The 21,255-nt window shown below is 64.0% G+C and carries 20 protein-coding genes; 10 read left to right on the forward strand and 10 right to left on the reverse strand.

Going from position 1 to position 21,255, the window contains the following annotated elements:
• Window positions 1-206: 206 nt before the first annotated feature.
• The 3 genes from AB5Y48_RS10530 to AB5Y48_RS10540 form a co-directional block, all read right to left on the reverse strand.
• The gene (locus AB5Y48_RS10530; RefSeq protein ID WP_136614074.1) at window positions 207-323 is read right to left on the reverse strand and encodes an acetyltransferase; all 117 of its coding nucleotides are present in this window, start codon (window positions 321-323) and stop codon (window positions 207-209) included.
• Between the two features lie 216 nt (window positions 324-539).
• Window positions 540-1,415: a DMT family transporter gene (locus tag AB5Y48_RS10535; RefSeq protein WP_050667225.1), complete on the reverse strand. Its 876-nt coding sequence runs from the start codon at window positions 1,413-1,415 to the stop codon at window positions 540-542.
• 101 nt (window positions 1,416-1,516) lie between these two features.
• Window positions 1,517-2,494, reverse strand: a complete 978-nt coding sequence (locus tag AB5Y48_RS10540; RefSeq protein WP_136614073.1) for a LysR family transcriptional regulator — start codon at window positions 2,492-2,494, stop codon at window positions 1,517-1,519.
• 59 nt (window positions 2,495-2,553) lie between these two features.
• Here AB5Y48_RS10540 and AB5Y48_RS10545 point away from each other — a divergent pair, with 59 nt between their 5' ends.
• The 5 genes from AB5Y48_RS10545 to AB5Y48_RS10565 are packed head-to-tail and all read left to right on the forward strand — an operon-like array spanning window position 2,554 to window position 9,923.
• On the forward strand, window positions 2,554-4,251 hold the full coding sequence (locus tag AB5Y48_RS10545) for an L-lactate permease (RefSeq protein ID WP_368164376.1): 1,698 nt from the start codon (window positions 2,554-2,556) through the stop codon (window positions 4,249-4,251).
• 13 nt (window positions 4,252-4,264) lie between these two features.
• Window positions 4,265-5,056 carry a (Fe-S)-binding protein gene (locus AB5Y48_RS10550; protein ID WP_368164377.1) on the forward strand — a complete coding sequence of 264 codons (792 nt, stop codon included), beginning with the start codon at window positions 4,265-4,267 and terminating at the stop codon, window positions 5,054-5,056.
• Window positions 5,049-6,485 (forward strand): LutB/LldF family L-lactate oxidation iron-sulfur protein, encoded by a 1,437-nt coding sequence (locus AB5Y48_RS10555; protein ID WP_368164379.1) that lies wholly within the window; start codon window positions 5,049-5,051, stop codon window positions 6,483-6,485. Before AB5Y48_RS10550 ends, AB5Y48_RS10555 begins: the two co-directional genes overlap by 8 nt.
• A gap of 1 nt (window position 6,486) precedes the next feature.
• Entirely contained in the window at window positions 6,487-7,131 is a 645-nt protein-coding gene (locus AB5Y48_RS10560; RefSeq protein WP_368164381.1) for a lactate utilization protein C, read from the forward strand.
• Window positions 7,131-9,923, forward strand: a complete 2,793-nt coding sequence (locus AB5Y48_RS10565; protein ID WP_368164383.1) for an FAD-binding and (Fe-S)-binding domain-containing protein — start codon at window positions 7,131-7,133, stop codon at window positions 9,921-9,923. The genes AB5Y48_RS10560 and AB5Y48_RS10565 overlap by 1 nt, the downstream gene beginning before the upstream one ends.
• Before the next feature lie 316 nt (window positions 9,924-10,239).
• Here AB5Y48_RS10565 and fis read toward each other — a convergent pair whose 3' ends face one another.
• Together fis and dusB are read right to left on the reverse strand one after the other, a co-directional pair.
• Entirely contained in the window at window positions 10,240-10,536 is a 297-nt protein-coding gene (gene fis / locus AB5Y48_RS10570) for a DNA-binding transcriptional regulator Fis (protein WP_005352164.1), read from the reverse strand.
• A 25-nt stretch (window positions 10,537-10,561) separates the two neighbouring features.
• On the reverse strand, window positions 10,562-11,527 hold the full coding sequence (dusB, locus tag AB5Y48_RS10575; protein ID WP_050667231.1) for a tRNA dihydrouridine synthase DusB: 966 nt from the start codon (window positions 11,525-11,527) through the stop codon (window positions 10,562-10,564).
• Between the two features lie 278 nt (window positions 11,528-11,805).
• Between dusB and AB5Y48_RS10580 the strand changes: the two genes are divergently transcribed.
• From AB5Y48_RS10580 to AB5Y48_RS10595, 4 genes are read left to right on the forward strand one after another with little or no spacing between them, the layout of a single operon-like run.
• A complete protein-coding gene (locus AB5Y48_RS10580) occupies window positions 11,806-13,203 on the forward strand; it encodes a TolC family protein (protein ID WP_050667232.1) in 1,398 nt (465 codons plus the stop codon).
• Window positions 13,200-14,198 (forward strand): HlyD family secretion protein, encoded by a 999-nt coding sequence (locus AB5Y48_RS10585; RefSeq protein ID WP_136614066.1) that lies wholly within the window; start codon window positions 13,200-13,202, stop codon window positions 14,196-14,198. The genes AB5Y48_RS10580 and AB5Y48_RS10585 overlap by 4 nt, the downstream gene beginning before the upstream one ends.
• Window positions 14,199-15,320, forward strand: coding sequence for an ABC transporter permease (locus tag AB5Y48_RS10590; protein ID WP_368164384.1), 1,122 nt, complete (start codon window positions 14,199-14,201; stop codon window positions 15,318-15,320).
• The gene (locus tag AB5Y48_RS10595) at window positions 15,314-16,495 is read left to right on the forward strand and encodes an ABC transporter permease (protein ID WP_368164386.1); all 1,182 of its coding nucleotides are present in this window, start codon (window positions 15,314-15,316) and stop codon (window positions 16,493-16,495) included. Before AB5Y48_RS10590 ends, AB5Y48_RS10595 begins: the two co-directional genes overlap by 7 nt.
• A 25-nt stretch (window positions 16,496-16,520) precedes the next feature.
• Here the strand turns inward: AB5Y48_RS10595 and AB5Y48_RS10600 are convergent, their stop codons facing one another.
• Window positions 16,521-17,162, reverse strand: coding sequence for an NAD(P)H-binding protein (locus AB5Y48_RS10600; RefSeq protein ID WP_136614064.1), 642 nt, complete (start codon window positions 17,160-17,162; stop codon window positions 16,521-16,523).
• A gap of 97 nt (window positions 17,163-17,259) precedes the next feature.
• Here AB5Y48_RS10600 and AB5Y48_RS10605 point away from each other — a divergent pair, with 97 nt between their 5' ends.
• Entirely contained in the window at window positions 17,260-18,333 is a 1,074-nt protein-coding gene (locus tag AB5Y48_RS10605) for a calcium/sodium antiporter (RefSeq protein WP_050667237.1), read from the forward strand.
• A 46-nt stretch (window positions 18,334-18,379) separates the two neighbouring features.
• On the opposite strand, the gene prmA is transcribed toward AB5Y48_RS10605, so the two are convergent.
• The 4 genes from prmA to thpR all read right to left on the reverse strand — a co-directional run bounded on the left by prmA (window position 18,380) and on the right by thpR (window position 21,205).
• A complete protein-coding gene (gene prmA / locus AB5Y48_RS10610; RefSeq protein WP_368164387.1) occupies window positions 18,380-19,258 on the reverse strand; it encodes a 50S ribosomal protein L11 methyltransferase in 879 nt (292 codons plus the stop codon).
• 117 nt (window positions 19,259-19,375) lie between these two features.
• Window positions 19,376-19,825, reverse strand: a complete 450-nt coding sequence (gene dksA / locus AB5Y48_RS10615; protein WP_050667238.1) for an RNA polymerase-binding protein DksA — start codon at window positions 19,823-19,825, stop codon at window positions 19,376-19,378.
• 118 nt (window positions 19,826-19,943) lie between these two features.
• Window positions 19,944-20,687: a DNA/RNA nuclease SfsA gene (gene sfsA, locus AB5Y48_RS10620; protein ID WP_368164389.1), complete on the reverse strand. Its 744-nt coding sequence runs from the start codon at window positions 20,685-20,687 to the stop codon at window positions 19,944-19,946.
• Window positions 20,684-21,205, reverse strand: coding sequence for an RNA 2',3'-cyclic phosphodiesterase (thpR, locus tag AB5Y48_RS10625; RefSeq protein WP_060587127.1), 522 nt, complete (start codon window positions 21,203-21,205; stop codon window positions 20,684-20,686). The genes sfsA and thpR overlap by 4 nt, the downstream gene beginning before the upstream one ends.
• Window positions 21,206-21,255 lie beyond the last annotated feature (50 nt).

Here is a 21,255-nt window from a genome sequence, read left to right on the forward strand (position 1 = left end):
CATGCGAGAGTAGGACACTGCCAGGCACCCAATTTGAAGATAAAAAGACCATCTCGTTTGAGATGGTCTTTTTGCATTTGCAGTTTTGAAAGGCTGTCGAGACAACAAGAGGCTATCCCACCCGGGATGGCCTCTTTCTCTTTGGGGTTTGCTCACTCTCACCGAGCGACCGCGAGCTCGGCAGGCCCTGGTTCTCCATCCGCGCCTCACGGCGTGTTCACGGCGAGCGGCAGCACCATGCTCACCAGGTTATCCTCCATCGACACCTCTACCTTGAACCCGACCTTGCGCGCCAGGGTGACCATGCCCCGATTGCTTGGCATGGTAACCGTCTATCCGGTGTCGATATTGCCACACTGTTATGCCTTGTGAGCCTTATCTGCCGAGGAGGTATCTCTGATGTCGCAGCCCGATGAGTGGCCGAGCTGTCTGCGACAGTCTGGGATCACAAATCGTGGTGCGCTATCCGAAGGCAGGCTTCGGATAAGGGTATCGTTGAAGGCCTCTTCCATTACCTGTATCGGGCGCAAGCTCTCCTGTCAGCGATCACGCTGCAGACGCGGGAGTCGCAGCAGCGGTAACTGATAGAAGAGCAGGGCGCTCAGCACCAAGGCAACGCCGGCCAGCTTGAGTGCGCCCAGGGGTTCCTGATAGATGAGTACGCTCAGGACCAGGGTCCAGACAGGCTCAAGCAGCATCAGCAGGGCTGCGTGAGCCGTACTCATCTGCCGTAAGGCCAGGGTGAGCAGCAGATAGCGCAGAGTGGTGGCGAGCAGCACGCTGGCCGCAAACCAGCCCCATATTCCGGTGCTGATGGTGGCAGGCCATGATTCGGTTAGCAGGGAGAGCAGAGTGCCGAGCAGACCCGTGATCGCCAGTTGAATACAGGTGAGCCAGGTGGGGGGAATCGATTGGGCGAAGTGGCGATGTACAGCCAGCTGAGTACCCAGCATGGTGGCCGCAGCCAGAAACCAGAGCAAGGAGAGAGAGACCCCCCACTGAGTGCTTCGGGAGAGCAGGATCAGGCCGGCGATGGCGAGTGGCAGCGTGGCCCAATAGCGTCGCCCCGGGCGAGTCTGGAAGGCAGCCCAGGCGGCCAGAGGTGCCATCAGGGTTGCGATGCTCATGATAAAGGCGCCGCTCCCCAGTGCGTCGCTCTGGCTGATGGCGGTCACCCATAGCAGCAGGCTGCACCCCATCAGCACACCACAGGCGGCGGCCCGCAACAGGGCTCCTCTGGACAGGGTCCCCTCGCGCCGCCAAGCCAGAGGAAGCAGCAGCAGAGAGGCCAACAGAAAGCGGCTGCCGATAAAGGCTGCGGGGGGGAGTTCGCTGATCGCCTCCTTTGAGAAGAGCCAGCCGGCCGCGGCCAGCAGTGTGGTGAGCAGCATCAGGAGGAGGGGGAGGCGAGACATGAGGCATCCGTGGTGATCGGGTGAAGTGAAGAGGATAAAGAAAAGAGGCCCGTTCTGGCTAGGGGCGTCGCATGGTGGCGCGGGATCGCCGACACAGGTGCCTACACAAAATAGTGGGCAATATCGAGGTAGCGCTGGCGGATGTGCTCGATGAGCAGCCTTATCTTGCGCGGTGGCTGGCGGGTGAAGGGGTAGACGGCGTAGATCCCGAGTTTCTTGCCCACCCGGTCCGGAAACAAGTCCACCAGATCGCCGTTCATCAGGTCGTGATAGACGAGGCAGCGTGGCACATAGACGATGCCGCGCCCTCCCAGCGCCGCCTTGCGCAAAGCGCCGGCGTTGTCGGTGGAGAAGCTCCCCGACACCGACAACAGATAGTTGCCCTCTTTTCCCTTGAAGGCCCACTCCGAGGCCCCGGTGCTCTGGTAGGCGTAGCGCAGGCAGTTGTGGGTGAGCAAATCCGACGGCTCGCGCGGCGCCCCGAAGCGGCGCACGTAGGCGGGGGCGGCGCAGATCACCCATTGGGAGTCGAGGATGTGGCGGGCAATCAGGCTCGAGTCATCCAGATAGCCGGTGCGAATGACCAGATCGAACCCCTCTTCCACCAGGTTGACGAAGCGGTTGTCCAGTGACATCTCCACCGTGAGCCCGGGGTGCTGCTGGCAAAAATCGGCCACGGCGTCGGCGAGCAAGAGCTCCCCCGAGATGGTGGGCACCGACATCCGCACATGACCGCTCACCTTTTCACCAAAACCCGCTACCGCATCGAAGGCGTCCAGTGCGGCGGCCTTCACATTTTTGGCACCCTGATAGAGCTCCTTGCCCGCCTCGCTTAAGGTCAGCCGGCGGGTGGTGCGATAGAGCAGTTGCACTCCGAGCTCTTCCTCCAGACGCCCGATGCGCTTGCTAACCACTGAATTTGTCAGGGAATTTTGTTCGGCCACCTTGCTGAAGGAGCCGGCCTCCACCACCTGGGCGAAGAGAATGAGGTCGTCGGTACTGGCCATATTTATCGATTTTTGGAACGAATGTTGTTCATTATTTCCATATATCGCGAAAAAGGAACAGGGTAAGGTCACGTTCGGTTAACAAAATGACAACAAGGTGCATCCTGCACCGCTCGGACAAGGACGCAATGATGACAGACACCCTGTTGGCCCTGGTGGCCTTCTCGCCGATCGTGGTGGCCGCCGTGCTGCTGGTCGGCCTCAACTGGCCCGCAAAGCGCGCCATGCCCATCGCCTTTATCCTGACCGTATTCATCGCCCTGTGGGGCTGGCAGATGAGCCCGACCCGGGTGCTCGCCTCCACCCTGCAGGGGCTTATCATCACGGTGACCGTGCTCTGGATAGTGTTCGGCGCCATCCTGATGCTCAACACCCTGAAACACACAGGTGCCATCAGCGCCATTCGCGGCGGTTTCACCAATATCTCGCCGGATCGGCGCATCCAGGCCATCATCATCGCCTGGTGCTTCGGCGCCTTTATCGAGGGAGCCTCGGGGTTTGGCACCCCGGCCGCCATCGCCGCCCCCCTGCTGGTGGCCATCGGCTTTCCTGCGCTGGCCGCCGTGCTGCTTGGCATGATGATCCAGTCCACCCCGGTCTCCTTCGGTGCGGTGGGTACCCCCATCCTGGTGGGGATCAACAAGGGGCTGGATAACCAGGCCATCGGCCACACCTTAAGCGCCGGCGGCAGCAGCTGGGACATCTACCTGCAACAGGTGACCACCAACGTGGCCCTCATCCACGCCACCGTCGGCACCCTGATGCCGGTGCTGATGGTGATGATGCTGACCCGCTTCTTTGGCCGCAACCGCAGCTGGACCGAGGGGCTCTCCATCCTGCCCTTCGCGATTTTCGCGGGGCTCGCCTTCACCGTGCCCTATGCCCTCACCGGCATGCTGCTCGGCCCCGAGTTCCCGTCCCTTATCGGCGGCCTGGTGGGGCTGGCCCTGGTGGTGACGGCGGCACGCCATGGTTTTCTGGTGCCCAAGAACAGCTGGGATTTCGCCCCCGAGCAGGAGTGGCCCGCCGAGTGGCTGGGATCCCTCAAGCTCGATCTCAAAGAGGCCGCCGGCCGCCCCATGTCGCTCATGCTGGCTTGGCTCCCCTATGTGGCGCTGGCCCTCCTGCTGGTGGCGAGCCGGGTGAGCCCGGAGTTCAAGGCAAGCCTGTTGTCGGTGAGCCTCGCTTTTACCGATCTGCTGGGGGAGAAGGGGGTGAGTGCCTCCATTGAGCCGCTCTACCTGCCGGGGGGCCTGCTGGTGCTCTGCGCCCTGCTCGCCACCCTCATTCAGGCCCGCGCCCTGGCCCCCCTCGGCCGCGCCGTGAGCGAGTCGAGCCGCACCCTGATCGGCGCCGGCTTCGTGCTGATTTTCACCGTGCCCATGGTGCGCATCTTCATCAACTCCGGCGTCAACGGGGGGGATCTCGCCAGCATGCCGGTGACCACCGCCAACTTTGCCGCAGGGCTGGTGGGGGAGTTCTTCCCGGCGCTCAGCGCCACCATAGGCGCGCTGGGGGCCTTTATCGCCGGCTCCAACACGGTGTCGAACATGATGTTTAGCCAGTTCCAGTTCGAGGTGGCCCAGACCCTGGGGGTCTCCACCGCCGCCATGCTGGCGCTGCAGGCCGTTGGCGCGGCGGCTGGCAACATGATCGCCATTCACAACGTGGTGGCGGCCTCGGCCACCGTGGGTCTCTTGGGCCGCGAGGGGGCGACATTGCGCAAGACCGCGCTGCCGACCCTCTACTACCTGCTGGCCAGCGGCCTTATCGGGTTGGCGCTCATGTACAGCTTCCACGTCTCGGACGCACTGCTGCAGTTGAAGTAAAGGAGAGCAAGTGATGAAGGTAATGCGGGTCTATCCGGCCAAGCCGGCCGATGTCTATCTCTACGCCACCTGTCTGGTGGACCTGTTCGACCCGGTGGCGGGAATCGATGCCATCGCCCTGATCGAGCGGGAAGGGATAAGGGTGCACTTTGTCGAGAAACAGACCTGCTGTGGCCAGCCGGCCTACACCTCGGGTCATGAGGAGGAGGCGCGCCAGGTGGCGCAAAGCCAGATGGCGCTCTTCCCCGAGCCCTGGCCCGTGGTGGTGTTGTCGGGCTCCTGCGGCGGCATGATGCACCATCACTATGCTCGCCTCTTCCCGGAGAGCCCCGAGGTGGCGGCGTTTTGCGAGCGGGTGTTCGAGCTCACCGAGTTTCTGGCCCGGGTCTGCCGGGTGCGCTGGCGCACGGTGGGGGAGGCGAGCATCGTCATGCACACCTCCTGCTCGGCCCGGCGCGAGATGCAGGTGCACACCACGGCCCGCAGCCTGCTGGGGCAACTGGGCGGCGTCACCTTGCATGAACAGGCCTACGAGAGCGAGTGCTGCGGCTTTGGCGGCACCTTCTCGGTGCGCCATCCCCACATCAGCCAGGCCATGGTGGAGGACAAGACCCGCCACCTGCTGGCCACCGGTGCCGACACCCTGGTGAGCGCCGACTGGGGGTGCCTCTTGAACATCAAGGGATCCCTGGCCTATCAGGGCAAGACGCTCCCTGCCACCCATCTGGCGAGCTTCCTGCTCGCCCATAGCGAGCCGGTAGCTCAGTGTTTGCAAGCGCAAAAACAGGGGGCCCATCATGAGTGAGCACGCCAAGTATTCGCCGCGCCGCTTCCATCCCCAGGCCGAGGCGGCCCTGGCCGACCCCGTGCTGCGCCAGAACTTTCGCGGCGCCATGGATTACCTGCGCGCCAAGCGTCGGGATGCCTTCGCCGACCCGCGGGAAGAGTCGGCGGTGCGCGATGCGGCCGAGCAGATCCGTCAGCGCTGCCTCTCGCGCCTGCCGGATCTTTTGGAGCAGCTCGAAGCCAACTGCGAGCGCAACGGCATCCAAGTGCACTGGGCCCAGACGCCGGCCGAGGCCAACGCCATCATCCTTCGCATCGCCCAAAAGCATGGGGTGAGTTCCATCGTCAAGGGCAAGTCCATGGTGAGCGAGGAGGTGGGTTTCAATCACGAGATGGCGCGCCACGGCATCCGCTGCCTTGAGAGCGATATGGGGGAGTTTATCGTCCAGCTCGACGGCGATACCCCGTCCCACATCATCATGCCCGCCATTCACAAGAACAAGCAGGAGGTGAGTGACACCTTCGCCCATAACCTCGAAGGCTTTACCCCCACCACCGATGTGGACACCCTGATCCAGACCGGGCGGCGGGCCCTGCGCGAAGCGTTTCGCCGCGCCGGCATGGGGCTCTCCGGCGTCAACTTCGCGGTGGCGGAGACCGGCAGCCTCTGTCTCGTCGAGAACGAGGGCAACGGGCGCATGTGCACCACTGTGCCAAAAGTGCACGTGGCCATCACCGGCATCGAGAAGGTGGTGGAGTTCCTCTCCGACGTGCCGCCCCTTTACAGCGCCCTGACCCGCTCGGCCACCGGCCAGGCCATCACCACCTATTTCAACGTCATCAGCGGCCCGCGCCGGGCAGGGGAGCTGGATGGCCCGGACGAGGTGCACCTGGTGCTGCTCGACAACGGCCGCAGCCAGGCTTACCGGGACGAAGAGCTGCGAAAAACCCTGCAGTGCATCCGCTGCGGCGCCTGCATGAACCACTGTCCGGTCTACACCCGCATCGGCGGCCACGCCTACGGCACCATCTACCCAGGCCCCATCGGCAAGATAGTCTCCCCCCATCTGCTGGGGCTGGAAAGCACCCAGGATCTGGTGACTGCCTCCAGCCTGTGCGGTGCCTGCGGCGAGGTGTGCCCGGTGCGCATTCCCATCCCCGACCTGTTGCAGCGCCTGCGCCGGGAGGCCAAGCACGACGCCCTGCCTGGCCACGAGCCGCTGGCGGGGCAGGGGGCGGCCAAAAGCCGGCTCGAGACCCTGGCCATGCAGGGCTTTGCCTTTGCCGCCACCCACCCGCGCCTCTATCACGCCGCAACCGGGGTGGCCGGTCGCCTGCGGGGGCTGATGCCTAAACACTTGGGTCCCTGGACCCAGTGCCGCGAGGCCCCCAAACCCGCCCCCCAGAGCCTGCACGCCCTGCTGCGCCAGAAGAAAAAGGAGTCTTGAGATGTCGAGCAAAGAGGCCATATTAAGCCGCCTGCGCGGCGCCGCCACCCCCATGGCCCACGCACCGCACGGCTGGCAGCCCTGGCGCGGGGAAGATGACGGCGCACGGCGCGAGCGCTTCCTTGCCGGGATCAGCGCCAGCCACGCCGAGATCCTCACCGTCAAGGAGGCTCATCTAGCCCGGGATCTGGCCGCCTGGCTGGATGGCGAAGCAATAACGCATCTTGCCTGTGGCCAGGGCGGCCGCTGGCAAGCCGACGTCGCGACCGCCTGCGCCGGGCGATCTGTGTTGACCCCGGCGGGGGAGTTCGCCGGCTGGAAAGACGAGCTGTTTGATGCCTGTCAGGCGGGCATCACCCACTGCGCGGGGGCCATCGCCGATACCGGCACCCTGGTGTTGCTGCCGGATGGCGGTGAGCCGCGCACCTTGTCCCTGGTCCCCCCCTGCCATATCGCCCTGCTGGCGGCCTCCACCATAACCGACAACCTGGCGGGGCTGGTGGCGGCCGGGCGCTGGCAGCAGGCCATGCCCACCAACCTGCTGCTGGTCTCCGGCCCCTCCAAGACCGCCGATATCCAGCAGACCCTGGCCTACGGTGCCCATGGCCCGAGTCGCCTCTTGGTGGTGCTGGTGGAGGATTGCTGATGCGCTGGAATGAATTTGACGCCGCCGTGCTCTCGCGCATCCCGCCAGAGCGGCTGGTGAGCGACCCGGATCTTCGGCTGGCCCACGGCACGGACGCCAGCTTCTACCGGCTGGTGCCCGAGCGCATCGTACGCCTCGACTCCCTCGATGAAGTGCGCTTTGTGCTGGCGGTGTGCCGCGAATTGCACCTGCCGTGCACCTTTCGCGCCGCCGGCACCAGCCTCTCGGGCCAGGCCCTGAGCGATTCGGTGCTCATCACCCTGACCGACAGCTGGCGCGGCCACCGCATTCTGGACGAGGGGGCCCGCATTGCCCTGCAACCCGGGGTGATCGGCGCCGATGCCAACCGCTATCTGGCGCCTCTGGGGCGCAAGATTGGGCCGGATCCTGCCTCCATCAACGCCTGCAAGCTGGGCGGCATCGCCGCCAACAACGCGAGCGGCATGTGCTGCGGCACTGCCCAGAGCAGCTATCACACCCTGCACGCCATGACCTTGCTGCTGGCCGATGGCACCGTGCTGGAGAGCAGTGACCCCCACAGCCGCGCCGCCTTGGCGGCCAAGCGCCCGGAGCTGCTCTCGGGGCTTGCCGCCTTGCGCGCCGAGGTGCTGGCGAACGCCGAGCTTGCCGCCAAAATTCGTCACAAGTACCGGCTCAAGAACACCACCGGCTACGCCATCAATGCCCTGCTCGACCATGATGACCCCGTCGATATCCTCACCCACCTGATGATTGGTTCGGAAGGGACCCTCGGCTTTATCGCCGAGGTGGTGCTCGATACCGTGCCCGAATTCCTCCACAAGGCCTCGGCCCTGCTGGTGTTTCGGGACGCCGAGCAGGCGTGTCTGGCCACCTCGCGCCTTAAAAGTGCGCCGGTGGCGGCGGTGGAGCTGATGGATGGGCGCTCCCTACGCTCGGTGGCTGGCAAGCCCGGCCTGCCGGACTTTATCAAGACGCTGGATCTGGCTGCCTGCGCCCTGCTTGTGGAGGTGCATGGGGAATCGAAAGAGGCGCTGGTGGATCGCTGCGAGCAGGTGACGGCCATGGCGGCCGAGTTCGCCCAGGTCGCCTCGGTGCCTTTTACTACCGACAGCGCTGGGCTCTGGGCCATTCGCAAGGGGCTCTTCCCGGCGGTGGGGGCGGTGCGCACCACAGGCACCACCGTCATCATCGAGGATGTCGCCTTTCCCATCGAACGTCTGGCGGAGGGGGTGGCGGGGTTGCAAGCCCTGTTCGATCGCTTCGAATACGATGAAGCCATCATCTTCGGCCACGCGCTGGAGGGGAACCTGCACTTCGTCTTTACCCAGGGGTTCGAGGATCCGGCGCAGGTGGCCCGCTACGGCGCCTTTATGGATGCGGTAGCGGAGCTCGTCGCGGTGCGCTTTGGCGGGTCGCTCAAGGCCGAGCACGGCACCGGCCGCAACATGGCCCCCTATGTGGAGCTGGAATGGGGGCCGGAGGGGATGGCGCTGATGCGCCGCATCAAGGCGCTGCTGGACCCCGACGGCCTGCTCAATCCCGGCGTCATCATCAATGACGACCCCAAGGCCCACCTGGCCCACCTCAAACCCATGCCGGCGAGCGATGCCATCGTCGATCCGTGCATCGAGTGCGGCTTTTGCGAGGCGGTCTGCCCCTCGCGCACCCTGTCGCTGTCGCCACGCCAGCGCATCGTGCTCTATCGTGAACTGGCCCGCCGCAATCGTGCCGATGAGCCCTCCAACCAGCTGGCCCGGCTGTTTGACTATCAGGGCATCGACACCTGCGCCGCCACCGGGCTCTGCGCCGATCGCTGCCCGGTGGGCATCAACACCGGAGCGCTCATCAAGAAGCTGCGCTCTGACAAGTACCAGCGCTTCGTGCCCATCGCCCGCTGGAGCGCCGATCACTTCGCCGGGGTCACTCGCTCGGCCCGCGGGGCCCTCGGCCTCAAAGGGATTGCCGGCAAGCTGCTCGGTGACAAGGCGTTGGCAGGATTGGTGAACGGGGTTCGCCATCTGAGCGGCCAGCGCACGCCCGCCTGGCTGCCGACACTGCCGGGGCCGAGCCGCTATCGGTGGCCGCCAGGGGAGGGGGGCAATGACGAAGCGAGGGATCGCGCCGTGGTTTATCTGCCTTCCTGCGCCAGCCGGGTATTCGGCCAGCAGGAGGAGGCCCCGTCACTGCCACAGGTGGTGCAGTCCCTGCTCAATAAAGCGGGCTGCCGGGTCATAGTGCCGACTGGTATTGAGGGGCTCTGCTGCGGCATGCCCTATGACAGCAAGGGGATGAGTGAGGTAGCGGAAGCCAAGCGTGCTGATCTGGCCGAGGCCCTGTGGCAGGCAAGCGAGCAGGGGCGCTGGCCCGCGCTGCTCGATACCAGCCCCTGCGTGCAGCGGCTGCTCTCGGGGGAGCTCGGCAAGGGCCTTCGGGTGTTCGAGCCCTCCGCCTTTGTGCTGGAACACCTGCTGCCCCACCTTGAGCTGACCCCCATCGATGAGACTGTGATGCTCCATATCACCTGCAGCAGCCGGCGCATGGGGCTGGGGGAGGCGATGCTCAGCGTCGCCCGCGCCTGCGCCCGGGAGGTGATCGTGCCTGAGCATATCCAGTGCTGCGGCTTTGCCGGCGACAAGGGGCTGATGACCCCGGAGCTCAACGCCGCCGCACTCGCCAGCCTGCCCGCCCAGGTCCCCAGCGATTGCCGCCAGGGCTTTAGCAATAGCCGCACCTGCGAGATGGGGCTTAGCCAGCACGCCGGCATTCCCTATCACAGCATCCTCTATCTGGTGGATCAGGCGGCGAGATAAATAAAACCCGGCCGAATATACTCGGCCGGGGTTATTCGTTGCCAGGGTTAGGTATGACGCGGCTATTTTGCAGCTGACAGCCGCCTTGAGTGCATCAGTTGGGCGAGTGGAGGCGGCAAGAGCAGCTGGGCGCGAGCGAGCGAGGGAGGGGGCAGCGGCATACGTTGGAAAGGTAGCAACCAAGCGAGAAACAGGCCAAGGGGCTGAGCCGGGAGGATTGCCACCTTGCTGAGGGACTGTGGTGAATCGATAACGAAAAAGGCACTCTCATATAAATGAAAGTGCCTTTGTTTTTCAATGTTTTGGCTATTGAAGCTTAGTTCATGCCGTAGCGCTTGAGCTTCTTGCGCAGGGTACCACGGTTGATGCCCATCATGATGGCAGCACGAGTCTGGTTGCCACGGGTGTACTGCATGATCACGTCCAGCATGGGAGCCTCGACTTCGGAGAGGACCATATCGTACAGTTCCACCACTTCTTGACCATTCAACTGGGCCAGGTAGTTACGCAGGGCCTGTTGCACAGAGTCACGCAGAGGGCGCTGGGTCGGCTCGGCGGCGTGATTGTGAGTGGTCGTTACCAATGCATCAGAAGTCAGGGTTTGTTCGAACATATTCGGTCGGCTCTTATGTTATGCGTTAACCTAATCCATCGAAATACGCTTCAAGTGCCTCAAGTTGTGCCGTGGCACATTCCAGGCCATTGAAGCGCCTACGGAATTCTCGGCCCGTCTCATCCCCGTCCAGATACCATCCCACGTGCTTGCGAGCGATACGTGCCCCCAGATACTCACCGTAGAAACGGTGCAGGTTGGCGACGTGCTCCAGCATCAGGGCCCTGACCTCATCCCGCGGCGGCGGAGGCAGAAGGGTACCTGTGGCCAGGTAGTGACGGATTTCCCGGAAAATCCAGGGTCGTCCTTGTGCAGCTCGGCCGATCATCACGGCATCGGCACCGGTATAGTCGAGGACATACCGGGCCTTCTCCGGACTGTTGATGTCGCCATTGGCGACAACAGGAATCGATACGGCCTGCTTAATCGCCCTGATGGTGTCGTACTCCGCCTCCCCTTTATAGAGGCAGGCGCGGGTGCGACCATGCACGGCAAGGGCCTTGATACCGCAATCTTCGGCGATTCGGGCGATCTCCACGCCATTGCGGTTATCCGGATCCCATCCTGTGCGGATCTTCAAGGTGACAGGCACCTCTACTGCATCGACCACGGCCCGGCAGATGGCTCTGACCTGGACTGGGTCGCGCAGCAGGGCTGAGCCTGCCAGCTTCTTATTCACTTTCTTCGCCGGGCAACCCATGTTGATGTCGACGATCTGCGCCCCGTGCTCTACGTTGTAGCGGGCCGCATACGCCATCATCTCCGGATCGGCACCGGCAATCTGTACCGAACGGATACCACCTTCCGCAGCATGATCCATCCGCATCCGGGTCTTCTGGGAATCCCAGACATCCGGATTGGCCAACAACATCTCGGACACCGCCATCCCGGCACCCAGGCGCAAGCAAAGCTCGCGAAATGGACGGTCAGTAACACCGGCCATGGGAGCGACGATCAGGGGGGTATCAAGCGTGTGGGGACCTATCTGCATTACTACGGTTACCATCGGCTTAGGGCGGCGTATATTACGCATTTTTTAGGCAGGAGAAAAGGTTAGTATTTGAGCGTCAGGCAACTTTTTTTCGGAAAAAAATGGCCTCCAAGGCTTGCAAAATCTGGATAGCTTGCAAATCAGCCAATTGATGCCGACCCGCGCCGAATGAGGGGCGAGTCAATTGTCTTTTTCTGTCTGGCGCACCTTTGCGCTATCATACGGCGCTTGTGCAGAGCAAAAGCTCTAGTCAATTTATTAACATCTACAGGGTGACCATGACAGCACGGATTATCGGGATAGGGGGCGCACTGCTGTGCTGTCTTCTGTCGGTCAGGGTAGGGGCCGCAGAGGTGACGTTTGCCGAGGCGTGGAGCCGTCTGCTGCAGCAGGACGAGGGACTCGCCGCCGAGCGGGAGGGGGTGTCGCGGGCACAGGCCATGCGCGAGGCCGCCAGGGATCTCTATCTGCCGAAGATTGACGTGGGGGCGAGCTACACCCGCCTCGACCAGCCGGTGGAGATGGACATGCTCGATCTCAACCCCATGGCAGGCAAGCGGGATCTGATCCTCGCCCTGGGGCGGCTGTTCGGGGTCGGCGCCAGCTCCTTTGTGACCCCTCTGACCGAGCAGAACGTGGTGACCAGTTCGGTCAAGATGCTCTGGCCCCTCTTCGTCGGCGGGCGCATCGATGCGGCCCAGGACATCCGCGAGGCTCAGGTGAACGAGGCGCGTGAGCTGCTGGCCATCAAGCAGCAGGCCAGCTTCGAGAATCTCTCCCAGACCTATTTCGGCGTGGTGCTGGCGCGCCAGGTGGTGCAGACCCGCCAGGAGATAGAGCAGGGATTGGCTCACCACTACGATCACGCCAGAAAGCTCGAGGCCCAGGGGCAGATCGCCCGGGTCGAGCTGCTCTCCGCCCAGTCGGCCCTGGATCGCGCCCGCATCGAGACCCAGAAGGCGCGCCGCAGCCTGGAGATCGCCGAGCTGGCCCTGTCGCGGCTCATCAAGCTCGATGGCGCCGAACCGAGCAACCCCCTCTTCGTCAACCAGCAGACCCCGCCGCTCGCTCCCCTGGTGACCCAGACCCTGGCGGTTCACCCCGGTCTCAAGATGCTGATGGCCAAGCGCGAGCAGGCCAAGGGGCTGATCCGGGTCGAGCAGGGTAAGTATGCCCCCGAGGTGTTTCTCTACGGTAACTACAACCTCTACGAGCAGGATACCCTGGCGGCCAAGATGGCACCGGACTGGCTGGTGGGGGTCGGGGTCTCATTGCCCCTGGTGAGCCGTGACGGTCGCTCCGAGATGGTGGCCGCCGCCAAGAGTGCCGAGCTGCAGGTCAACCATCTGGAGGCCAAGACTCGCCGCGACCTCGAGCTCTTGGTGGAGAAAACCTGGCGCGAGGCAGGTCAGGCGCTGGAGGAGTACCAATCCCTCTCCTCGACCCAGCAGTTGGCCGAGGAGAACGTCAAGCTGCGCGACAAGGCCTTCGGTCAGGGGCTCTCCACCTCACTGGATGTGGTGGATGCCCGTAACCAGCTGGCCGGGGTCAAGACCCAGCGCGCCGCCGCCGCCTATCAATACGTGGTCTCACTGGCGCGCCTGATGGCCCTGGGTGGCGAGACCGATCAGTTCAGACACTACCAGCAAGAGCAGGGCATAGAGGTGACCCAATGAGTGCGTTGAAGCAGAGCATGAATTCCAAGCGACCCCTGATCCTGCTCGGGGTCCTGATGCTGGCCGTCACCTGGCTGGGCTGGCGCTTCTGGCTTGCCTACCAGCCCGAGCCGGTGCGACTGCAGGGCCAGATAGAGGCCCAGCAGTACTCGGTCTCCTCCAAGGTGCCGGGTCGTATCGACGAGGTGCTGGTGCACAAGGGGCAAAAACTCAAGGCCGGGGATCTGGTCTTCACCCTGGCCAGCCCCGAGATCGAGGCCAAATTGACCCAGGCCAAGGCCGGCGAGGCGGCGGCCGATGCCCTGGCCCAGCAGGCCGAGAAGGGGGCGCGTGCCCAGCAGATCGCCGCGGCCAAGGATCAGTGGCAAAAGGCCAAGGCGGCCGCCGAGCTGCGCGGCAAGACCTATCAGCGGGTGGCCAGTCTCCATCGGGACGGGGTGCTCCCCTTGCAGAAGCGGGACGAAGCATGGACCGCCTGGCAGGCGGCCCGCTACACCGAGGGGATGGCCTGGCAACAGTATCAGCTGGCCCTCGAGGGGGCCCAGGCCGAGACCAAGGTGGCGGCTCGTGAGAAGGCGCGTATGGCCGCCGGCTCGGTGGCCGAGGTGGAGGCCTATCTCGCCGACACCCGCGTCCCCAGCCCCCATCAGGGGGAGGTGAGCCAGGTGCTGCTGCGCAGTGGCGAGCTGGCCCCCCAGGGCTTCCCGGTGGTGACCCTGCTCGACATGGACGATGCCTGGGCCGTGCTCCATGTGCGTGAAGATCAGTTGGCTCGTTTCCCCATGGGGGCCGAGTTTGAGGCGCGTCTTCCGGCCTTGGGTGATGCTCCTTATCGCTTCAGGGTGACCCATGTGGCCGTGATGGGGGATTTCGCCACCTGGCGGGCCACCGATACCCGCCAGGGCTTCGACATGCGCACCTTCGAGGTGGAGGCGCGCCCGGTCAACCCCATCCCTGAGTTGCGGGTGGGCATGAGCGTGCTGGTCGAGCAGTAAATGGGGCGTGAACTTCGCCTGCTCTGGCAGGATGGCTGGGGTCGCATGCTGGTGCTCTGGCTTCCCCTTGGCATGATGCTGCTGCTTTGGTGGATCTTCTCGGCGGCCCTGGTGCGGGATCTTCCCGTCGGTCTGGTCGATCTCGACAAGAGCGCCATGTCGCGCCAGCTGGCCCGCCAGATGGACGCCTCCCCCTCTCTGCGTCTGGCCGATGAGTATGCCTCGGTGGCGGAGGGGAGCCGCGCCCTGCGCGGGGGAGAGATCTATGCCCTGGTGGTGATGCCCGCTCATCTGGAGCGGGATGCGCGCCTTGGCACCGGCCCTCGCATCACCGCCTGGAACAACGGCCAGTTTGTGCTTATCGCCAAGGTGATCGCCAGCGCCCTGGCCCAGGTGGTGGGTACCCTCAACGGCCAGGTCGGTGTCTTGCAGGCGCTGGCCGACGGCAGCGCCCTGCCGGGCGCCCTGGGGCAGTCGCTGCCGCTCACCGGGCAGGTGACGGCGCTCTATAACCTCAACTCCAGCTACGCCCAGTTTCTTCTTGGCGCCATCTTCCCGGCCGCCTGGCAGATCCTGCTCACCCTCTACGGCCTCAACGCCCTGGCACGAGAGGACCGCCTGGGGCTGAAGTGGGATGCTGCCGGGCTTTGGCCCGCGCTGGGGCGCAAGTTTGCCCTTCATGGGCTCATCGGTTGGGGCTGGGGTCTGCTGTGGTGCTACGGGCTCTACGGGCTGCTCGGCTATCCCCTACAGGGTTCCCCCTGGCTGCTGGCGCTGTCCCTTGGGCTCACCAGCGGCGCCTGTGTGGGCCTGGGCATGCTCTTCTACGCCGGGATCCGCGACGCGGCGCGGGCGGTCTCCATGGCCGGTGCCCTCACCGCTCCTGGCCTCGCCTTTATGGGGATCACCTTCCCGACCGTCTCCATGGAGAGCTTCGCCACCTTCTGGCGCGCCCTGCTCCCCATTTCCCATTACGCCGACATTCAGGTGGCGGTGGTGAGCCACGGGGCCGGGCTGGTCGAGCTGGCGCCCCAGTTCGGGGCTCTTGCCCTGTTCTGGCTCATGGTGCCGGCGACCGGCTACTGCTATTTGAGGGCGAGCCGCAAGGAGGCCCAATGCTAGGGTTTCGCGATCTGCTGCGCCTTGAGCTGCGCAGCCTGCTGGCGGACAGGGCCATACTGCTGACCCTGTTTGGTGGCATCCTGTTTTACTCCTTTCTCTATCCCCAGCCCTATCTGCAGCAGACTCCCCGTGAGCAGGCGGTGGTGCTGGTGGACGAAGATGGCAGCCAGCTGGCCCGGCGTCTCGCCTTTATGGCCGATGCGACCCCCGAGGTGTGGTTGGTGGATCAGGTGGCGACGCTTGCCGAGGCGAAGGCACTGATCGACGGGGGGAGGGCGAGTGGTCTGCTGCACATCCCCCGCCACTTCTACCGGGATGTGATGCAGGGCCACACGGTGACCCTGAGCTACGCCGGCGATGCCAGCTACTTTCTGGTCTACGGGGCCATAGTGCAGGGGCTCGCCTCGGCGAGCGGTACCCTGGGTGCCCAGATCAAGGTGGCCCGGCTGCTGGCCCATGGTGAGCCCCTGCCGGGGGCGGCCAGCGGCTGGAGTGCGGTGGCTCTCAACCTGGTGCCCGTCTTCAACCCCACCATGGGCTATGTGAACTATGTGGTGCCGGCGGTCTTCCTGCTGATCCTGCACCAGATCCTGCTGATGGGGTGTGCCCTGCTCGGGGCGACCCAGAACCAGATCACGGTGCGCGGTGGCGAGGGGTACTGGCAGAGTGCCCCCCTGCTGCCGCTGCTGCTGGCACGCACCCTGGTGATCGGCATCGGTTATCTGGCACCAATCACCTACATGATGGGATTTTGCCTGCACCACTACGGGGTGGCGCGGGAGGCGAGTGCAGGGCAGGTGCTGCTCTTCCTGCTCCCCTTCGTATTGGCCACCCTCTGGCTTGGGGTCTTGCTCGGTGCTCTCTTCGTGCGCCGTGATCTGCCGACCCAGGTGGTGCTGATCTCCTCCATGCCGCTCATCTTCGTGGCGGGCTTTATCTGGCCGGTGGAGATGGTGCCCCCCTCTCTTAACTGGCTGGCCCAGTGGGTGCCGAGTACGGCGGTGATTCAGGGGATGCTGAGGCTCAACCAGATGGGGGCGGGCATGGATCAGGTGAGCCATTACTGGTGGCAACTGTGGGGCCTGGCGCTGATCTATGGCCTGCTGGCCTGGTGGGCGCTCGCTTGGCGCCAGCGTACCCTGGCGCCTGCGGAGCCGTTAAGGGTCAAGGGGTAAAGCGAAGGGGCCTGTGGCCCCTTCTTCATGATGCACGGATCAGGGCGTCGTCGACGCAGCCGTAAATCCGGCCTATGTGCTGGGGATCCTGGACCAGGGTATGGGCCAGGCGGGCCACGTCGCTACGCCGAACCAGACCGTGCAGCTCTTCCCCTTGGGGGGCGAGACGGGCGTGACCGGTTGGCTCGCCATCCTGCAAGCCGGCGGGCCTCAGTATGGTCCATGCCAGGGAGCTGCTCTGCAGCCAGCTCTCGGCCAGGGACTTGAGGCGCACCTCGTGGCCGAAGACGGCGCGGGCGCGCTCGGACAGGGAGTGCCAGCTGTCGCCACAACCGAGGAAGGTGACCAGCAGCAGGCGGCGCAGGCCGCACTGCTCAAGGGTGTCGATCACCAGGCGGTTGCCCTCAAAGTCAACCGGCCGCGCGGCGCGAAAGCTGCCCAGAGTCGAGATGACGAGCGCCTCTTCACCCGCCCCCTTGCAGGCCATGGCGACGGCCTCACCGTCCAGGGCATCGCCTGGCGTCACACTGACCCCCATAGCCGCCAACTCACCGCCCTGGATCGGGCAGCGTACCAGGGCGTGCACCTCATGCTCCCGGGCGAGCAGATGGCGGGTAGTGGCCAGACCGAGGCCGCGGCCGGCACCGAACAGCAAGAAACGAGACATTTATTAATCCTATCAATAAAATAGGGCGTCTTAACGACGCCCTTTATGTTTCTAAATGAGAATTAACATCATTTAACTCTCTTTACAAGGATGAATTATGGCAACCCTGTTGTGGATGACCCTGGGCTTGGTGTGTTTGGTGTTGGGGGCCGAGGCGCTGGTGAGGGGGGCATCACGTCTGGCCACCCTGGTGGGGATCTCTCCTCTGGTGGTGGGGTTGACCGTGGTGGCTTTCGGGACCAGCGCTCCCGAGTTGGCGGTGAGCATTCAGTCGGCACTGGACGGTCAGGCCGGCATCGCTGTGGGTAACGTGGTGGGTAGCAATATCTTCAACGTGCTCTTCATCCTGGGGATCTCCGCCCTGATCGTGCCCCTTGTCGTCTCTCAACAGCTGGTGCGGCTCGATGTGCCCCTGATGATTGGAGCCTCGCTGCTGGTGTTGCTGCTGGGGTGGGATGGGCGCCTCTCCCCCCTCGAAGGAGCCCTGCTGTTTGCCGGTATCGTCGCCTATACGTTGTTTCTGGTGGTGCAGAGTCGAAAGGAGAGCAAGGCGGTTGAGCAGGAGTATGAGCAGGAGTTTGGTGCCAGAGAGGCGAACACCCCCCTCACCTGGGGGCGCAATCTGGCGTTTATCGTCACAGGCCTGGCACTGCTCATCATGGGCTCTCGTCTGTTGGTCGAGGGGGCCATCGAGATTGCCCACTACTTCGGGGTGAGCGATCTCGTCATCGGGCTGACCATAGTGGCTGCCGGTACCTCCCTGCCCGAGGTGGTCACTTCCATCGTTGCCGCCTTGCGCGGGGAGCGGGACATCGCCGTGGGTAACGTGGTAGGCAGCAATATCTTCAACATTCTCTGCGTGTTGGGGCTCACCTCCATGGTAGCGCCGGGCGGGCTCGAGGTCTCGGAGACGGCCCTGAGCTTCGATATCCCGGTGATGATCGCCGTGGCCCTCGCCTGTCTTCCCATCTTCTTCACCGGCTACACCATAGCCCGTTGGGAAGGGGCCCTCTTTCTGGCCTTCTATGTCGCCTATACCGTCTGGTTGATCCTGCACGCCACAGCCAGCCCCATGCAGGGCGCTTTCTCTGCGGCTATGGTCGGTTTCGTGCTGCCACTTACTGCCATCACTCTTGCCATATTGGCACTCAGGGCATGGCGCCGCAGATAGCGCCATCTTTCTAAACGAAACAGGGCTCCCGAAGGAGCCCTGTTGTTTAGCCGTGCTTGGTGCCCGAGAGGCGGCACCACTCTTCCTGGACCGCGGTCGGGTCCATGGTGAACCACTGGCCATAGATGGTCTCCAGCTCGGGGGCCTGGCTCTCCAGCACGCCGGAGAGGGCCATCAGGCTGCCCGGCTTGCCAAGATCGGCGATAAGCGGCGCCAGCTCGCGCAGGGGGCCGGCCAGTATGTTGGCGACCACCACGTCGGCCTTGAGGCCGGCCGGCTGATCCGCAGGCAGGTAGAGCTCGAGGCGTTCGGCCACGCCGTTGCGCTCGGCGTTATCGCGGCTGGCCTGGATGGCCTGGGGATCGATGTCGATGCTGATGACTCGTTCGGCACCGAGTTTCAGGGCGGCGATGCCGAGGATGCCGGAGCCACAGCCAAAATCGACTACCGTCTTGCCGGCCAGATCCTGGCCGTCGAGCCACTTCAGGCACAGGGCCGTGGTGGGGTGGGTGCCGGTGCCAAATGCCAGGCCCGGATCGAGCATGACGTTGACCGCCTCGGGATTGGGCACCTCGCGCCAACTCGGGCAGATCCACAGGCGCTCGCCAAACTGCATGGGGTGGAAGTGATCCATCCACTCGCGCACCCAGTCCTTGTCCTCGAGCTGCTCCACCTTGTAGCCGACCTCTTCGCCGAAGATCTGCTGAAAGAAGGCGACGATGGGGGCAGGATCCACCTCGGCATCGAACAGGCCCATCACCTCGGTCTCGCCCCACAGGGGGGTCTCGCCCGGCATGGGCTCGTAGACGGGCACGTCCTTGGCATCCATGAAGGTGACCGCCTGGGCGCCACGCCCCAGCAGCATGTTGCTCACCTTGTCGGCGCTCTTGGCGGTGGCGTTGATCCGAATTTGTATCCAGGGCATGGCATCGACTCTTAACTGTAAAAAACCGCGGGATTCTACCACCCGGGGACGCAGGTGTCGAAAAGCAAAAAGGGAGCCCAAAGGCTCCCTCTGTCTGCAAACCTGTGGTGGTTGGCATCAGCCAGCCATCTGCCGCTCCTTGATTTCGGCCAGGGTCTTGCAGTCGACGCACAGATCGGCGGTCGGGCGGGCTTCCAGACGGCGGATGCCAATCTCGATGCCGCAGTGCTCGCAATAACCGAAGTCGTCATCTTCCAGCAGTTGCAGGGTCTTCTCGATCTTCTTGATGAGCTTACGCTCACGGTCACGAGTACGCAGCTCGAGGGCAAACTCCTCCTCCTGCGCGGCGCGATCCACCGGATCCGGGAAGTTCGCTGCTTCGTCCTTCATGTAATCAACGGTGCGATCCACTTCCTGCATCAGCTGATTACGCCAGGCCGCCAGAATCTTGCGAAAGTGCGTCTTCTGACGCTCATTCATGTACTCCTCACCCGGTTGCTCCTGGTAAGGCTCTACACCCGCAATGGCCAGGGGGCCCAGAGATTTCCTGTTTTCGCCTGTTGGCATGCCCTGTCTCCTAATACTGCACGATGCCCGTGCCATCCATAAATCGAGGCCGGTATCTATATCAGATGGGTAACGACGTGGCAAACGAGCCTTTTCATTATTGTTACCCTATTCCGATTTATTTCGCCTCGCCGGCGGGCTCTCCATCGGTTTCAAATGGAATAAAGCCTTGTGGTTCAATGCCCTCGACCCCAACATGGGGCCGATAGCATAAAATTTCAACCCCTGCCTTTATTGCTTCTCTAATGAGCTGACTATAGTGCGGATCGATATGGCCCGCCGGTTTCATCCGTTCGATCCCTGAATGCAGCACCATAAAGAGCAGTACGGCGCGATGACCGGCGGCCTTCATGGCCATCAGTTCACGCAGGTGCTTGGCCCCGCGCGTCGTCACCGCATCGGGAAAGTAGCCCATGCCATCCCCGCGCCCGGCATCGAGCAGGGTGACCGATTTGACCTCCACGTAGCAGGCGGGCCGGGCGTCATCTTCCAGCAGCAGATCGATGCGGCTGCCCTCTTCCCCGTATTTGACCTCGGGGCGCAGCCGCGCATAGCCGCCGAGCGGCCCTATCTCGCCCGCCTCGATAAGCTCACGGGCGATCTGGTTGGCCCGCGCCGTGTTGACGCAGATGAAGTGGCCGCGCGGGCTCTGGGCGATCTCCCAGCTATGGGGCAACTTGCGTTTGGGGTTGTCCGAGGTGGAGTACCAGACCCGGGTACCGGGGTCGGCGCAGCCGGTCATGGCGCCTGTGTTGGCGCAGTGCACCGTGAGGGTCGTGCCCGCCTCCAGCTGGACGTCGGTCAGGAAGCGTTTGTAGCGCTGGATAAGCAGGCCACTTTCGAGCGGTGGGTGAAATTTCATGCAGAGACTCGCGATCGCAATGGCCAGCAAGCCAGGGGGCGGTAACGGACCCCCTGCTCGGTGCTGACCGACTCATAGAGACAGAAGCTGTCGGCGCCAAGGCTGAAACTAGGGGCCGGTTCGGCACCCGGTGCCTCACTCGCCTTGCGCGACAGGGTGACATGGGGGTGATAGTGCTGTTCGCCGTTGCCAAGGCCCAGGCGTGCTCCCAGGCGCTGCAACTCGCGGGCAAACACCGAGAGTTCGTTGGGCCAGTGCGCCGGACCTATCCAGGCCGCCCTGGCGCGGGCAAACCAGCCGCAGGTGTCGAGGGGGATGGTAAGCGGCGGGCAGTGGAGGCGGGCCGCCGCCGTCATCAGCAGTTGGCGCTGCTCGTCGCTTGCCTCGCCGAGAAAGGCGAGGGTCAGGTGGAAGTTATCCGGGGGGACCGGCACCCCGGGCCAGGGGCGGCCGTCCCGAAAGGCCTGGATGGGAGCGGCGAGCTCCCGGGCGGGGAGGGCGAAGAAGAGTCGGGACAAGGTAAAACCTCTCGGTACGCCGTCACGGCAGGGGCAAAGTGTGGCATCAT

The organism is Aeromonas sp. R6-2 (assembly GCF_040908155.1).
GTDB classification, from domain to species: Bacteria; Pseudomonadota; Gammaproteobacteria; order Enterobacterales; family Aeromonadaceae; genus Aeromonas; species Aeromonas schubertii.

What these genes read in the sequence shown, in the direction of transcription:
- AB5Y48_RS10530 (WP_136614074.1), bottom strand. Translation starts at nt 323, where the DNA reads ATGCCAAGCAATCGGGGCATGGTCACCCTGGCGCGCAAGGTCGGGTTC.
- AB5Y48_RS10535 (WP_050667225.1), bottom strand. Translation starts at nt 1,415, where the DNA reads ATGTCTCGCCTCCCCCTCCTCCTGATGCTGCTCACCACACTGCTGGCC.
- AB5Y48_RS10545 (WP_368164376.1), top strand. Translation starts at nt 2,554, where the DNA reads ATGACAGACACCCTGTTGGCCCTGGTGGCCTTCTCGCCGATCGTGGTG.
- AB5Y48_RS10550 (WP_368164377.1), top strand. Translation starts at nt 4,265, where the DNA reads ATGAAGGTAATGCGGGTCTATCCGGCCAAGCCGGCCGATGTCTATCTC.
- AB5Y48_RS10555 (WP_368164379.1), top strand. Translation starts at nt 5,049, where the DNA reads ATGAGTGAGCACGCCAAGTATTCGCCGCGCCGCTTCCATCCCCAGGCC.
- AB5Y48_RS10560 (WP_368164381.1), top strand. Translation starts at nt 6,487, where the DNA reads ATGTCGAGCAAAGAGGCCATATTAAGCCGCCTGCGCGGCGCCGCCACC.
- AB5Y48_RS10565 (WP_368164383.1), top strand. Translation starts at nt 7,131, where the DNA reads ATGCGCTGGAATGAATTTGACGCCGCCGTGCTCTCGCGCATCCCGCCA.
- fis (WP_005352164.1), bottom strand. Translation starts at nt 10,536, where the DNA reads ATGTTCGAACAAACCCTGACTTCTGATGCATTGGTAACGACCACTCAC.
- dusB (WP_050667231.1), bottom strand. Translation starts at nt 11,527, where the DNA reads ATGCAGATAGGTCCCCACACGCTTGATACCCCCCTGATCGTCGCTCCC.
- AB5Y48_RS10580 (WP_050667232.1), top strand. Translation starts at nt 11,806, where the DNA reads ATGACAGCACGGATTATCGGGATAGGGGGCGCACTGCTGTGCTGTCTT.
- AB5Y48_RS10585 (WP_136614066.1), top strand. Translation starts at nt 13,200, where the DNA reads ATGAGTGCGTTGAAGCAGAGCATGAATTCCAAGCGACCCCTGATCCTG.
- AB5Y48_RS10590 (WP_368164384.1), top strand. Translation starts at nt 14,199, where the DNA reads ATGGGGCGTGAACTTCGCCTGCTCTGGCAGGATGGCTGGGGTCGCATG.
- AB5Y48_RS10595 (WP_368164386.1), top strand. Translation starts at nt 15,314, where the DNA reads ATGCTAGGGTTTCGCGATCTGCTGCGCCTTGAGCTGCGCAGCCTGCTG.
- AB5Y48_RS10600 (WP_136614064.1), bottom strand. Translation starts at nt 17,162, where the DNA reads ATGTCTCGTTTCTTGCTGTTCGGTGCCGGCCGCGGCCTCGGTCTGGCC.
- AB5Y48_RS10605 (WP_050667237.1), top strand. Translation starts at nt 17,260, where the DNA reads ATGGCAACCCTGTTGTGGATGACCCTGGGCTTGGTGTGTTTGGTGTTG.
- prmA (WP_368164387.1), bottom strand. Translation starts at nt 19,258, where the DNA reads ATGCCCTGGATACAAATTCGGATCAACGCCACCGCCAAGAGCGCCGAC.
- dksA (WP_050667238.1), bottom strand. Translation starts at nt 19,825, where the DNA reads ATGCCAACAGGCGAAAACAGGAAATCTCTGGGCCCCCTGGCCATTGCG.
- sfsA (WP_368164389.1), bottom strand. Translation starts at nt 20,687, where the DNA reads ATGAAATTTCACCCACCGCTCGAAAGTGGCCTGCTTATCCAGCGCTAC.